This is a genomic window from Streptomyces adelaidensis (assembly GCF_016598475.1).
GTDB classification, from domain to species: Bacteria; Actinomycetota; Actinomycetes; order Streptomycetales; family Streptomycetaceae; genus Streptomyces; species Streptomyces adelaidensis.
On sequence record NZ_JAEMUX010000055.1, the window covers coordinates 45,973 to 58,312 of the forward strand.

Genomic DNA, 12,340 nt, shown 5'->3' on the forward strand with positions numbered 1-12,340 from the left:
TCCGGCCGATCACGAGGTCATAATGCGAACGTACAGCCGCGAACTGCTGGGTGCGCGAGTCTGGCCACCACACGCTGAAGGCGGTGAAGATCTCCGTAGGAGATGAGCATCAATGGCGCGACGCAGAGCCGGCGACCGGGTACTGGGGGCGTCCGAGAACGTCCTCGACGAGGCGCTCAGTGCACAGGTCACCGTCGACGAACACGGCATCGTGACAGCGTGGAACGCGGGGGCCGAGAAGTTGCTCGGGTACTCGCCCATGCAGATGGTGGGACGCTCAGCGGCTGGTCTGCTGGCCGAGGAGATCGATGAGGAGGAACTGCGGTCCCTCGCGCGCCTGCCCAGGTGGAACGGGAGGGTCGCTCTCCGGCACCGCGACCGCCACTGCTTGGAGGTCAGGGTCCTGGCACACAAACGGGCGCCGGACGGCGGGCGGCCCGGAGAATGGTTGCTGGTCTCCGCGCTGACGGGGTTGCGACCTGAGCCCGAGGACGACGCTCTCGCGAGTCTGCACCACGAGCACGCTTCGGGCTGCCACATGGGGTTGTACGACACCGGGCTGCGCCTGCTCCGGGCCAACGAGGTCTGGCAGCGCGCCTTGGTCCTCACCGAGGACGACATCCGCGGGCTGCGGCCGTCGGAGTACTTGGACGCTCCGGAGATGGTCAGGATGGAGCGGTTGATGCTGCGGGCGCTCGAGACCGGTGAGTCGCAGACCATGGAGGTCTATGCGAGGGCCCCCGGCGAGGGCCGTGAGCACGCCTGGTCGATCTTCGCCACCCTGCTGAAGGACGAGGACGGCCGTGTCCGAGGCCTGGGTATGGCCGGTCACGACATAACCGACCAGTACTGGGCTCGTAAGCGGCTGGCGCTGCTCGCGGAGGCCAGTACGCGGATCGGCAGCACCCTGGACGTGACGCGGACGGCTCAGGAACTGGCGGACGTGGCCGTCCCTGAATTCGCCGACTTCGTCAGCGTCGATCTACTCCTTTCCTTCGACGACGCGCAGGAGCCGCCCCAGGGCACGCCGCGCGGCCCGGTCTCACTGCAACGCGCCGCCCACCGGTCGGTGAACCCGGGAACCCCCGAGGCGGTCGTCGCCCCGGGCCAGGTGGACAGCTATCCGGATGGTTCGCCGCCGATCGAGAGTCTCAGGTCGGGACGTGCGCTGCTGTACCACGCGACCGACCCCGCGATCACCGAATGGACGGCCCGCGATCGGGGCCGGGCCGCCGCGGTCCGCGACTTCGGCATGCACTCGGCGATGACCGTGCCCCTGACCGCCCGCGGCGCCACCCTGGGCGTCGTGGTCTTCGTCCGCCACCGGCATCCGGAGGTGTTCCGCCAGGACGACCTGGTGCTGGCCGAGGAACTGGCCTCCAGAGCGGCGGTCTGCATCGACAACGCCCGGCGCTACACCCGTGAACGCGCCACCGCGGTCACCCTGCAGCGCAGCCTGCTGCCCCAGGCACTGCCGGCGCAGGCCGCAGTGGAGGTCGCCTCCCGCTACCTGCCGGCAGGCGCCCGGCCGGGCGTGGGCGGGGACTGGTTCGACGTCATCCCGCTGTCCGGCGCCAGGGTTGCGCTCGTCGTCGGCGATGTCGTCGGCCACGGCATCCACGCCTCCGCCACCATGGGGCGACTGCGCACCGCTGTGCTCACCCTCGCCGACATCGACCTGCCCCCCGACGAACTGCTCACCCACCTCGACGACCTCGTCGCCCGTCTGTCCGCCCAACAGGACGAAGCCCCGCCGCCGGACCCCGGAGCCGAGAGCACCGGAGACGTCGGCGCGACCTGCCTGTATGCCGTGTACGACCCGGTGTCCCGCCACTGCACGATCGCCCTGGCCGGGCACCCGGCACCCGCCCTGGTCACCCCCGACGGCACCGTAAAGCTGCTCGATCTCCCCGTCGGCCCCCCGCTGGGACTGGGCGGGCTCCCCTTCGAGGCGACCGACATCGAACTGCCCGAGGGCAGCCTCCTCGCCCTCTACACCGACGGGCTGATCGAATCCCGCGAACGGGACATCGACGCCAGCCTGTCCCTGTTCTGCCAAACCATCGCCCAAACGCCCGCCCGGCTGGACGACCTGTGCGACGCCGTACTGGCCGCCCTGCTGCCCGCCCGTCCCTCCGACGACATCGCCCTGCTCCTCGCCCGCACCAAAGTGCTGGACACCGACAGGGTCGCCACCTGGGAAATACCCACTGACCCGGCCGCCGTCGCCCAGGCCCGAAAGGACGCCCATGCCCAACTGTCGGCCTGGGGACTGGAGGACGTCGACTTCGTCACCGAACTGGTCGTCAGCGAACTTGTCACCAACGCCATCCGATACGCGGAATCCCCCATACAACTGCGTCTGATCCACGACCGAAACCTCATTTGCGAAGTCTCCGACGCCAGTGGCACCGCCCCCCACATGCGCCGCGCCCACACCTACGACGAAGGCGGCCGTGGCCTGCTCCTGGTTGCCCAGCTCACAGCCGCCTGGGGCACCCGCCAGACCACCGAGGGCAAAACCATCTGGGCGGAACAGACCCTCCCGGGCCAGCCCTTTGACCAGCTTCACCATGCTTGATACGGGGGCTTTCCCTGGGAAGCCCCCGGGAAGCCCCCCTCGCCACCTGCCCCCTGGTGAGCGACCCCCACAGAGAGCGGCTGCCCGTCCCCGAAACGTAGCCCGTACGCACTCCCTCAGCCTCCCACCCGTTTACAGCGGCGACAACGGCGCGTGCGCGGAGATAGCCGAATCCGCGCCCAACGTCGTATACGTTCGCGACAGCAAGGACCCTGACGGGCCACGGCTGAACTTCCCCGGCCCCGTATGGCTCGGGCTCATCACCGACATCCAAGAGGGTCGGTTCGACGCCTGATACGTCAACCCGCATGACACACGCGCCCCCGCTGCCACATCGGAGCGGGGGCGCTGCCATATACCGGCGGCACGGAACGCCCGACGTGGCCGAAAACCCCCGCCCGAAGTGGCCAAGATCAGCCGATACCGGTCGCGTTCGAACACCCGACCTGGGACGGGGCGTGATCGCCGGGCATATGACCCCGGCGGAACCGGACATAACGTATCCGAACCGGCACAAAGCGTAGCGATCTACGAAACCTCGGCGTTACGTCGAATCAACCGAAACGGCCGTAGATATATGCGCCCGAAGTCCCCCACGGCGCAACGGCCTCGGACCCACGAAGGGAAACGAATCGCTATGTCACAAACGATCCGGCCGGCGTCCGTGATCGCCGCCATCACGGCGGCGCTCGGCCTCGCCGTCGCCGCGCCCGCCAGCGCCGCCCCCGCCAGCGCCCAGACCATGGCTGCCCTCGCCTACCCGGAGGACAACTTCGGGGGCGTCCCCATTGTGCTCGTGGACGACGTCCAGACGTGCTCTAGAAGAAGACGATCACGTCCAGCTCTGCCGGCCTGGTCAGAATGCGCTGTGGTCCCGGCCGGTCCAGGCCCCGGGAGAACCCCGAGACATCGATGTCCTCCTCGACGGCTACGACGTCCCAGCCACGTACCTCGCACAACGCCTCACATGCCGCGCGCTGGCGTTCGGGAGAAGTTGTTTCGTCGGTCTCGCGCGATAGGCGAACATAGATGGCGGCGCGCATCCCCGGCGCGCCGGCCGGGACGCCCTTCCGGCGTCGGGCACGGGGCATAGCCCGTGCTGTGACAGGCGTTGTTTCTGTCATGAGACGACCTTATCTCCGGAGGTATGTGTGTCCTGCCTAATCGTCCAGTCCGACAAGACCCTGCTCCTGGAGGTCGACCACGAGCGGGCGGACGAGTGCCGTCGCGTCATCGCGCCGTTCGCCGAGCTTGAGCGGGCCCCCGAGCACATCCACACCTACCGGGTGACGCCGCTCGGCCTGTGGAACGCGCGGGCCGCCGGGCACGACGCCGAGCAGGTCGTGGACGCGCTGGTGGAGTACAGCCGGTATCCCGTGCCGCACGCGCTGCTGGTCGACATCGCCGAGACGATGGACCGGTACGGCCGCCTCACCCTGTCCAAGCATCCGGTCCACGGGCTCGTCCTCACCACCACCGACCGCCCGGTGCTGGAGGAGATTTTGCGCTCCAAGCGGGTCGCCCCGCTCGTCGGCGCCCGGATCGACCCCGACACCGTCGCCGTGCACCCCTCCGAGCGCGGGCAGATCAAGCAGACGCTGCTCAAGCTGGGCTGGCCCGCCGAGGATCTCGCCGGGTATGTCGACGGCGAGGCACACCCGATCGAGCTGCGCGAGGACGGCTGGGCGCTGCGGCCGTACCAGAAGCAGGCGGTGGAGAACTTCTGGCACGGCGGGAGCGGGGTGGTCGTCCTCCCCTGTGGCGCGGGCAAGACCCTCGTGGGCGCCGGGTCCATGGCCCAGGCGAAGTCCACGACGCTCATCCTCGTCACGAACACCGTCTCCGCGCGGCAGTGGAAGCACGAGCTGGTGAAGCGGACGTCGCTGACCGAGGAGGAGATCGGCGAGTACAGCGGTACGCGCAAGGAGATCCGCCCGGTCACCATCGCCACGTACCAGGTGCTGACGACGCGGCGCAAGGGTGTCTATCCGCACCTGGAGCTGTTCGACTCCCGTGACTGGGGTCTGATCCTCTACGACGAGGTGCATCTGCTGCCCGCGCCGGTCTTCAAGTTCACCGCCGATCTCCAGGCGCGGCGGCGGCTGGGTCTGACGGCGACGCTCGTCCGGGAGGACGGCCGCGAGTCGGACGTGTTCTCCCTCATCGGTCCCAAGCGGTTCGACGCGCCCTGGAAGGAGATCGAGGCGCAGGGCTACATCGCGCCCGCCGACTGCGTCGAGGTCCGGGTGAACCTGACCGACGCCGAGCGGCTCGCCTACGCCACCGCCGAGCAGGAGGAGAAGTACCGCTTCTGCTCGACCACCGCGACCAAGCGGAAGGTGGCCGAGGCGATCGTCCGCCGCTTCGCGGGCCAGCAGATCCTCGTCATCGGCCAGTACATCGACCAGCTCGACGAACTCGGCGCCCACCTGAACGCGCCGGTCATCAAGGGCGAGACCAGCAACGCGCAGCGCGAGAAGCTCTTCGGCGCGTTCCGCGAGGGCGAGATCAACGTCCTCGTCGTCTCCAAGGTCGCCAACTTCTCCATCGACCTCCCCGAGGCCACGGTCGCCATCCAGGTCTCCGGCACCTTCGGCTCGCGCCAGGAGGAGGCCCAGCGCCTCGGCCGCGTCCTGCGCCCCAAGGCCGACGGCCACCAGGCCCACTTCTACTCCGTCGTCGCCCGCGACACCATCGACCAGGACTTCGCCGCCCACCGCCAACGCTTCCTCGCCGAACAGGGCTACGCCTACCGGATCATGGACGCGGACGAACTGCTGTCGGAGGGCTGAGGGACGGGTCACGGCGCGGGGCGCCCGCTGGGATTCTTCGACGACGCGGACGCGGGGAGAGGCGGCGAGCAGGGGTGAGTGCCCCGTAGCGGCGCGCGGGAGGCTGCGCGCGCGGGCAGGCGTCGGGCAAGCCGGCGTCACGTGCGCGAGCGGGGTCTCACCGGTGGCGTATGCCCGCTTCCTCCGCGTACTCGCCGAGGACGATCACGCCGAACGCGGCGCTCGCGAAGACCTTGACGGCGCGGAGGGCGTCGGCGAGGCGGTGGTGGTTGTGGTGGTCGAGACCGGTGGCGCCGGGCGGCGGACCGGATCGGCCGGCGGCCGAGGCTGGGATGAAGGTCGCTGCACTCATGTATCCATAGTGGAACTTCCGCCTTTGGATTACGTCGGTCTGCGGAGTGAACCCGCTGAGCCGCCGACTCCCTCTCAGGTCCCGCCCACCCCTAATACCCGCGCAGTACAGACCCCCTAGGGGTACGCCGAACGCGGTGGAAGCCCGTGAGAAATCCGTTGGCCTCCGCCCCCTCACGTCGCCTAAACTCTCCGCTCTTGCCCGCCTCCCGTCCGTGGAGCGCCGCCGCCCGGACGGAAACCGGTAGGCCCCCCCACCAGGCCGAACCCCTGGACCCAGTAGGTCACCGGAGGCACCCCCTTGTCCGAGATCGCCGACCCCACCGACCCCACCGACCCCGCTGACCCCGCTGACCCGCTCTCCCGCGAGCGTTCCCACCTCAGCGCCTCCCGTTCCGCTCTCCGTGCCATGCGGGAGGACGCCGAGGCGCTGGACATCAGGGACGTCACCGCGAACTGGGTGAACGCGGAGGTTCTCGCCCGCCAGATCGGGGAGCGGATCAAAGCGCTGGCCGACCTGAGCCACACCCCGCTCTTCTTCGGCCGCCTCGACTATCTGCACGCGCCCGGCGCCGACCGGGCGGAGGGAGCGGAGGGGGAGCGGTTCTACATCGGGCGCCGGCACGTCCACGACGCCGACGGCGACCCCATGGTCATCGACTGGCGCGCCCCCGTCTCCCAGCCCTTCTACCGGGCCTCCAAGAAGGACCCGCTCGACGTCGGTCTCCGGCGCCGCTTCGGATACACCGGCGGCGACCTCACCGCGTACGAGGACGAGCATCTCTGCGACCCCACCGTCGAGACCGCGGGCACCAGCAAGCTGCTCCAGCAGGAGATCGAGCGCCCGCGCGTCGGCCCGATGCGGGACATCGTGGCGACGATCCAGCCGGAGCAGGACGAGATCGTCCGCTCCGACCTCTCCGGCAGCCTCTGCGTGCAGGGCGGGCCCGGCACCGGAAAGACCGCCGTCGGCCTCCACCGCGTCGCCTACCTCCTCTACGCCCACCGCGACCGCCTCGCCCGCACCGGCACCCTCGTCATCGGCCCGAACCGCTCCTTCCTCCACTACATCGAGCAAGTGCTTCCGGCTCTGGGCGAGTTGGAGGTCAAGCAGGCGACCGTCGACGACCTCGTCGGCCATGTCGAGGTGCGGGGCGCGGACGAGGCTCCGGCCGCCGTCGTCAAGGGCGACGCCCGGCTGGCGGAGGTGCTCCGCCGGGCCGTCCGCTCGCACGTCACCCTCCCCACCGAGCCCGTCATGGTCGTACGGGGGTCGCGTCGCTGGCGCGTACCGGCGTACGAACTGGAGGGCATCGTGCGGGAGTTGCTGGACCGGGAGATCCGCTACGGCGCCGCCCGTGAGGCGCTGCCGCAGCGGATCGCGCACGCCGTGCTGGTGCAGATGGAACGGTCCGGGGAGGCGCCGGACGACCGGGTGCAGGACGCGGTGGCCCGCAACCCCGCCGTGAAGGCGGCCGTCAAGGCGATGTGGCCGCCCGTCGAGCCCGCCAAGCTCGTCCTGCGCCTGCTCTCCGACGCGGACTTCCTCGCCGTACACGCGGACGGGATCCTCACCGACGACGAGCAGAAGACGATCCTGTGGGCGAAGCCCGCGCGGAGCGTGAAGGCGGCCAGGTGGTCGGCCGCCGACGCCGTGCTGATCGACGAGACCACCGACCTCGTGCAGCGCACGCACTCCCTCGGGCATGTCGTCCTCGACGAGGCGCAGGACCTGTCCCCCATGCAGTACCGGGCGGTCGGCCGCCGCTGCACCACCGGTTCCGCGACCGTCCTCGGCGACCTCGCGCAGGGCACGACGCCCTGGGCGACGAGGAGCTGGCAGGAGGCCCTGACGCACCTCGGCAAGGCGGAGGCCCACGTGGAGGAGCTGACCGCCGGTTTCCGCGTCCCGACCGACGTCATCACCTACGCCTCCCGCCTCCTCCCCCACATCGCGCCCGGCCTGACCCCGGTCGCGTCGGTCCGCGAGAACCCCGGCTTCTTCGACGTACGGCCGAGCACCGCCGACGCCCACGTCATCGCCGCCTGCGAGGAGTTGCTCCGCAACGAGGGCTCGACCGGGCTCATCGCCGCCGACGCCCGCGTCCCCGCCCTCGCCGAGGCACTCACGGCGGCCGGCATCGGCTATCTCGCGCCGGGCGAGGAGACGACGTACGAGACCCGCCTCACCCTCGTACCGGCGTCGCTCGCCAAGGGCCTTGAGTACGACTACGTCGTCCTGGACGAGCCGCAGGCCGTCGTCGACGGCGAGCCGGACGAACGGACCGGCCTGCGCCGCCTGTACGTGGCGCTCACCCGCGCGGTCTCGGGCCTGATCGTGACCCACGCGGCGCCGCTGCCGCCACAGCTCGTCCAGGGCATCGTCTAGGGCCTCGTCTGGGGCTTGGTGGGCAGACCGGCGCGGGTGAACGTCAGATGCGTGACCCCGCTGGGCGAGGAGACGGCCTCGACCTCGTAGTCCTTCTCCAGGCCCTCCATTCCGTCCCAGAGGCGTACGCCTCGGCCGAGCAGGACGGGGACCACCACGACGTGCATGTGGTCGATGAGCCCGGCGGCGAAGAAGTCACGGATCACGGTGACCCCTCCGCCGATGCGTACGTCCTGGCCGTCCCCGGCCTCGCGGGCCGCCTCCAGCGCCTCGGCGGGCGAGGCGTCGAGGAAGTGGAACGTCGTGCCGTCCTCCATCTCGATCGACGGGCGGGGGTGATGGGTGAGGATGAAGGCCGGTGTGTGGAAGGGCGGGTTGGGCCCCCACCACCCCTTCCACTCCGGGTCCTCGTGCCATCCGGGATAGCCGAACTTCCCGGCACCCATGATCTCCGCGCCGATCCCCGGTTTGAACTGCCGTGCGAAGGCGTCGTCGAGGCCGGCGGTCCCGCCGGCTCCGCCGGTCGCCTCGTTCCACCACCGGGTGGCGAACATCCATTCGTGCAGCTCTTCACCGGCGTGGCCGAACGGCGCGTCGCGGCTCTGGCCCTCACCGGTGCCGAAGCCGTCGAGCGAGACGGAGAAGTTGTGGACGCGGGCGAGTGACATGGCTGGTGACTCCCTTTCATTCGCTGGTCGAGCTTCGCCGGATCGGCTCCGTCGGCTCGGTCATGAGGGAGATGATGGCGGCCACGCCACGCGCGGCCTACTCCCGCGACGCCACCGCCGTCGCCCAGGCACTGACGGCCACCCGGATGGAGGTCGCCCTACTCGACGGAGTCGCCTCGCGGGCCCACATGTGCCGTCGATCGTCCGCGGCGTCGTCGTGGCTGGTCGCGCAGTTCCCCGCGCCCTACGGGGCGCTGCCGAACCTGCTCGGACCGGATCAGCCGGTCCACCTGGCCAGCTCGTCCGGGGTGTCGGGGCACGCGAAGTGGAAGGGGACCGAGAGGCGGGCGGCTAGGGCTCTGCCACAGCGGTCGGCGGCCACGGCCGACGGGTGGCCCCCGGTCCGGTCCCCCTCCTCACCGAGGTAGCGCTCGGCCCTCTTCCCATGGATGGTGGCCAGCCGGTGTTCCCCCGACGGGTCAGTCGTCAGGGCAAGCAGCTCCACGAACCAGTCGTGGACCGTGCGCCGTCCGAACCGCCTCGATGGCGACGACCCGGCCGGGGCAGTCGGCAGCGAGGGCGGCCAGCGACTCCGGGTCGAGGGTGCTGTCGGGGGTGCGGGCGACGCGGCCGTGGTGGGCGTAGCGGTCGTGCCACACCTTCCTTGGAGCGTGTCTACTTCTCTACTCTTGACCCCGTGAAGACCTCCGCCAGGATCCGCATCTCCGACGACCGCGAGGGAGCCGGACTCGGCGTCAAGCGCCAGGAGAAGGACTACCGCGCTCTCATCACCCAGCTCGGCTGGACCGTCGTCGAGATGTACGACGACAACGACATGTCGGCGACCAACCGCCGGAAGAAGCGCAAGGGCTACCACCGGATGCTGGCCGACAGGTAGAGCGGCCACATCGACGCGGTGGTGGCCTGGCACCCGGACCGCCTGTACCGACAGCCTCGGGACTGGAGGACCTAATGGACCTCCTGGGCTCCCCCGAGCTGGACGTGAAACTCCGAACCGTCCAGTCCAGCACCGTCGACCTGTCGACCCCTGACGGCCGGATGCTGGCCCGCATCCAGGTGGCCGTGGCCAAGCGCGAGGTGGAGCACCGCCAGAAGCGCATCCTGAGCAAGGTCCAGGAGCTGGTGGAGGCCGGGAAGATCCACGACTCCGGCCACCGGCCCTTCGGCTACGACCGTTTATACGAGGGCACCGGCCCGCGCCGGAAGACCATCGAGGACCGTCTCAACGCGGTCGAGGCCAAGTACGTTGAGGAGTGGGCGGACCGGGCTCTGGGAGGGGAGACGTTGTACTCCCTCGTCCTGGACTCCGTCGAGAAGGACATCCGGACCAGCACCGGCGGCTTCTTCACGTACCAGGCCATGCGAACCCTGCTGAGGTCGGGCCGTATCTCAGGCCGCAAGGACCATAAGGGCGTCATCGTCGGCAAGGCCGTCTGGCCCGCGTCTCAAACGCCCTCAGGCGTTGCGGTCTCCTTGGGCTCGCCCACGAGCCACTTCCACTCAGGCTGGAAGTCGGGGTGGTCGGCGTACGCCGCGACGAGTTCAAGGATCACCGGGCTGCGGAGGCGCCGCGACTGGTCGCCATAGAACTCCCCGCCGTACACCTGCCAGCGGGAGCGCCCCTCGCTGACCGCCGCCCTCCGTGGCATCTCCTCCACCCAGTCCATGAGCCTGCGCTTCGCCTCAGCGTCGGCAAGTACCCGGCCCCGCAGCCGAGTCATGCTCTCGTTCTTGCCGGGCTTCAGCGCCTTGGCCGCCGCCTCGTCCTCAGCAATACGAGCCTCCAGGAAATCCATCAAGTCCGCGAAGTCGACTTGCCCCATCACTGCCCCCTTGTCGGTATGCGATGAGGCCATCATTCACCCAACCCACGCATTCCAGGGCATCCTGACGATCCTCGGGGGTCACGCCGTCAGCTCCGCCGGGAGGGCGCCGTACAGCGTTACGTACATGCGGCGGTCCTGGCCGGAGATCTTCCAGCGTTCGGCCGTCTCGGGGTCCAGCGGACCGACCTCGCGAGCGGGCTTCGGCTCAGGACGCGAGGGGGAGCCCTGAGCGATCCGGGCCCGCATGGCCGCGAGCTTCTCCACGCTCACAGAATCCTTGGGGGCCGGCTGGGCCTGCATGGCCGTAGCGACCACGTGGGTCTCCACGATCTCCTCCGGGCTGTCCGGCACCGGTCCGGCGTCCTTGGCCTCGGCCACCAGGTGGTCGTACATCTCCAGCTCGTCATCGCGAGCAATGCTCAAGGCCTGTGGATCGGCCTCGGGTTGGCAGGTGAAGGGCGTACCTTCCCGAGTGATCGACTGATGGTCACCGAGTAGACCGGCGTTCGCAGCGCCGGCCGGGAGGCACGCCCGTGCTCAGCGTAGTCAACGAAGACGGCTCCACGCCGAACGGTTCCCTGATCGACGAGATCGTCCGCGAGGGCGCCCGACGGATGCTGGCCACCGCGCTGGAAGCCGAAGTCAACACCTACATAGCCGAGTTGGCCGACCAGCGCGACGACATTGGCCGGCGTCTGGTGGTCCGCAACGGCTACCACCAGCCACGCAACGTCACTACCGCCGCCGGGACGGTCGAGGTCAAAGCCCCGCGCGTCAATGACAAGCGAATCGAGAAGACAGCCGCAGCCTGAGCCACCAACTGATGCCGCGGGCCGGGCCGATACCGTGTCGTCATGACCGGTCCCGCGCAGCGCCCACTGCTCTTCCTGGACGTCGACGGAACGCTCCTGCCCTACGGCGGAGCACAGCTGCCGTCAACCCTCGAGCAATGGGGCCAGTGGCAGCACCCGTCCAACCCACAGCTGGCCAAGGTCGTCGCCGGGCACGGCCCGCGGCTGCTGGCGTTGTCCTGTGACCTGATGTGGGCCACTGCGTGGATGCACGACGCCAACGAGGTGATAGCCCCACTGCTCGGCCTGCCGGAACTGCCAGTGGCGGACCTGCCGGACGCGCCGGAGGAGGACGACACCGGCGTGCTGCACTGGAAGACGCGGACCTTGGTCGAGACCGCGGCCGGCCGCCCCTTCCTCTGGGTCGACGACGAGATCAGCGACCTCGATCGAGCGTGGGTGGCGGCACAGCACCGGGGGCAGGCCCTGCTCCACCGCGTCGATTCCGCAATCGGCCTCACTGAATCCGACCTCAGCACGCTCGACGGCTGGCTAAAGGACGTCTCAGCAGCATCTTGATCCACAGGATTTGACAATTACTCCACCAGATCGGGCCGTCAGAACTGCACATTCCGCTCGCGCGTCCAGCGGTAGGACCAATCGATTTCGCTGGTGATGCCCTTGATGCTGTCGGGCGGCAGTACCCTCTTAGCCTCGCGAACTGCCGCTTCCACGGCTGCCTCGTAGGCCGCTCGGGCTCGCTGATAGTGAACGGTCGATCCCTCGGTCTGAAGATCGAAGTCGATAGTGATCGTCAGATGCTTCGGTGCAGGCTCTTTGGCCACTGGTCCCCCTCACCTCTGTTTCGAATGGTCAGTATCACCGGCACCCTGCCGCCCTTCTGCCGAATAGAGTGAAAAC

14 protein-coding genes and 1 pseudogene are annotated in these 12,340 nt (G+C 69.4%); 8 read left to right on the plus strand and 7 right to left on the minus strand.

Features of this window, described 5'->3' with window-relative positions:
• Window positions 1-112 precede the first annotated feature (112 nt).
• Window positions 113-2,581 carry a SpoIIE family protein phosphatase gene (locus tag I8N67_RS27500; RefSeq protein WP_200306645.1) on the plus strand — a complete coding sequence of 823 codons (2,469 nt, stop codon included), beginning with the start codon at window positions 113-115 and terminating at the stop codon, window positions 2,579-2,581.
• Window positions 2,574-2,876 carry a DUF397 domain-containing protein gene (locus I8N67_RS44325; RefSeq protein WP_200306683.1) on the plus strand — a complete coding sequence of 101 codons (303 nt, stop codon included), beginning with the start codon at window positions 2,574-2,576 and terminating at the stop codon, window positions 2,874-2,876. The genes I8N67_RS27500 and I8N67_RS44325 overlap by 8 nt, the downstream gene beginning before the upstream one ends.
• Before the next feature lie 523 nt (window positions 2,877-3,399).
• Here I8N67_RS44325 and I8N67_RS27510 read toward each other — a convergent pair.
• Window positions 3,400-3,705, minus strand: coding sequence for a recombinase family protein (locus I8N67_RS27510; protein WP_307835389.1), 306 nt, complete (start codon window positions 3,703-3,705; stop codon window positions 3,400-3,402).
• Window positions 3,706-3,732: 27 nt separating this feature from the next.
• Here I8N67_RS27510 and I8N67_RS27515 point away from each other — a divergent pair, with 27 nt between their 5' ends.
• Complete coding sequence (locus I8N67_RS27515; RefSeq protein ID WP_200306649.1) at window positions 3,733-5,373, plus strand: DNA repair helicase XPB; 1,641 nt, start codon at window positions 3,733-3,735, stop codon at window positions 5,371-5,373.
• A gap of 157 nt (window positions 5,374-5,530) precedes the next feature.
• Here the strand turns inward: I8N67_RS27515 and I8N67_RS27520 are convergent, their stop codons facing one another.
• Complete coding sequence (locus I8N67_RS27520) at window positions 5,531-5,725, minus strand: hypothetical protein (protein ID WP_200306651.1); 195 nt, start codon at window positions 5,723-5,725, stop codon at window positions 5,531-5,533.
• Between the two features lie 408 nt (window positions 5,726-6,133).
• Between I8N67_RS27520 and I8N67_RS27525 the strand changes: the two genes are divergently transcribed.
• Window positions 6,134-8,113: a HelD family protein gene (locus I8N67_RS27525; RefSeq protein ID WP_234046387.1), complete on the plus strand. Its 1,980-nt coding sequence runs from the start codon at window positions 6,134-6,136 to the stop codon at window positions 8,111-8,113.
• On the opposite strand, the gene I8N67_RS27530 is transcribed toward I8N67_RS27525, so the two are convergent.
• Window positions 8,110-8,781, minus strand: a complete 672-nt coding sequence (locus I8N67_RS27530) for a dihydrofolate reductase family protein (protein ID WP_200306653.1) — start codon at window positions 8,779-8,781, stop codon at window positions 8,110-8,112. The two genes, I8N67_RS27525 and I8N67_RS27530, sit on opposite strands and share 4 nt — an antisense overlap.
• Before the next feature lie 5 nt (window positions 8,782-8,786).
• Between I8N67_RS27530 and I8N67_RS27535 the strand changes: the two genes are divergently transcribed.
• A complete protein-coding gene (locus I8N67_RS27535; protein ID WP_200306655.1) occupies window positions 8,787-9,209 on the plus strand; it encodes a hypothetical protein in 423 nt (140 codons plus the stop codon).
• Between the two features lie 51 nt (window positions 9,210-9,260).
• Here the strand turns inward: I8N67_RS27535 and I8N67_RS44330 are convergent, their stop codons facing one another.
• On the minus strand, window positions 9,261-9,440 hold the full coding sequence (locus I8N67_RS44330) for a hypothetical protein (RefSeq protein WP_200306657.1): 180 nt from the start codon (window positions 9,438-9,440) through the stop codon (window positions 9,261-9,263).
• Window positions 9,441-9,478: 38 nt separating this feature from the next.
• Between I8N67_RS44330 and I8N67_RS44335 the strand changes: the two genes are divergently transcribed.
• Entirely contained in the window at window positions 9,479-9,679 is a 201-nt protein-coding gene (locus tag I8N67_RS44335) for a recombinase family protein (protein ID WP_200306659.1), read from the plus strand.
• 568 nt (window positions 9,680-10,247) lie between these two features.
• Here the strand turns inward: I8N67_RS44335 and I8N67_RS42980 are convergent.
• Window positions 10,248-10,661 carry a DUF6221 family protein gene (locus I8N67_RS42980; protein ID WP_307835390.1) on the minus strand — a complete coding sequence of 138 codons (414 nt, stop codon included), beginning with the start codon at window positions 10,659-10,661 and terminating at the stop codon, window positions 10,248-10,250.
• A gap of 45 nt (window positions 10,662-10,706) precedes the next feature.
• Window positions 10,707-11,051 carry a hypothetical protein gene (locus I8N67_RS27555; RefSeq protein ID WP_200306663.1) on the minus strand — a complete coding sequence of 115 codons (345 nt, stop codon included), beginning with the start codon at window positions 11,049-11,051 and terminating at the stop codon, window positions 10,707-10,709.
• Between the two features lie 110 nt (window positions 11,052-11,161).
• On the opposite strand from I8N67_RS27555, the pseudogene I8N67_RS27560 reads away from it, so the two are divergent.
• Together I8N67_RS27560 and I8N67_RS27565 are read left to right on the plus strand one after the other, a co-directional pair.
• Window positions 11,162-11,422 (plus strand): annotated as a pseudogene (locus I8N67_RS27560) (transposase); the annotation flags it as partial.
• Between the two features lie 60 nt (window positions 11,423-11,482).
• On the plus strand, window positions 11,483-11,998 hold the full coding sequence (locus tag I8N67_RS27565) for an HAD domain-containing protein (RefSeq protein WP_200306665.1): 516 nt from the start codon (window positions 11,483-11,485) through the stop codon (window positions 11,996-11,998).
• A gap of 38 nt (window positions 11,999-12,036) precedes the next feature.
• On the opposite strand, the gene I8N67_RS27570 is transcribed toward I8N67_RS27565, so the two are convergent.
• A complete protein-coding gene (locus I8N67_RS27570; protein WP_200306667.1) occupies window positions 12,037-12,264 on the minus strand; it encodes a hypothetical protein in 228 nt (75 codons plus the stop codon).
• Between the last annotated feature and the right edge of the window lie 76 nt (window positions 12,265-12,340).